A 624-nucleotide genomic window follows, 5' to 3' on the forward strand; every position below is an offset into this window, starting at 1 on the left:
CCGCGTACACGTACGAGCTCGTCGACATCCTCACGGTCCGCGGGTCCCGAGGGCTCTCACAGACACTCGATCACGTCCACGCACAGCGACTTGCGGACTGGGCCGACGGCGACGCCCACAACGCGCTCGCGGCCCTGTTCCTCGCCGCGAGCAACGCGGAAACCGACGGGGCAACGCGGCTCCGTGACGAGGACATCGACGCCGGGAGAGCAGCCGTACCGAGAGATGGCGTCCCGATCGGGCAAGTGCTGGCACTCTCGGACAACGAACGACTGGTTCTCGACCAGCTACTGGAACTCTCACTCGACGGCGAGGCGCGGATCGAGACCGCGGCCGAGCAGATCGCCGAGCGGACCGACCTGACTCACGGGACGGTCAAACGACTACTGTACGAACTCGCGCAGTTCGGCGTTCTGGAACGGCGGGAGGTCTCCGTCGGCGCCCGGGTGGCCGGGCGACGACCGAGCGGCGCCGCGCTGAACTTCGCCCCCCGACTGCTTACTGCACTGCAAGGCGGATGAGCACGACCTACATCGGCGCGCTGGATCAGGGGACGAGCGGAACCAGATTCGTCGTCTTCGACGAACGCGGCGATCCGATCTCGGAGGCGTTCACCAGTCATCG

The 624-nt window shown here is 67.1% G+C and carries 1 pseudogene; it reads left to right on the forward strand.

Going from position 1 to position 624, the window contains the following annotated elements:
• Positions 1-521, forward strand: a pseudogene (locus DEQ92_RS23565) (hypothetical protein); the annotation flags it as partial.
• Positions 522-624: the final 103 nt, after the last annotated feature.

This window comes from Haloferax sp. Atlit-6N (assembly GCF_003383195.1).
GTDB lineage: Archaea > Halobacteriota > Halobacteria > Halobacteriales > Haloferacaceae > Haloferax > Haloferax gibbonsii.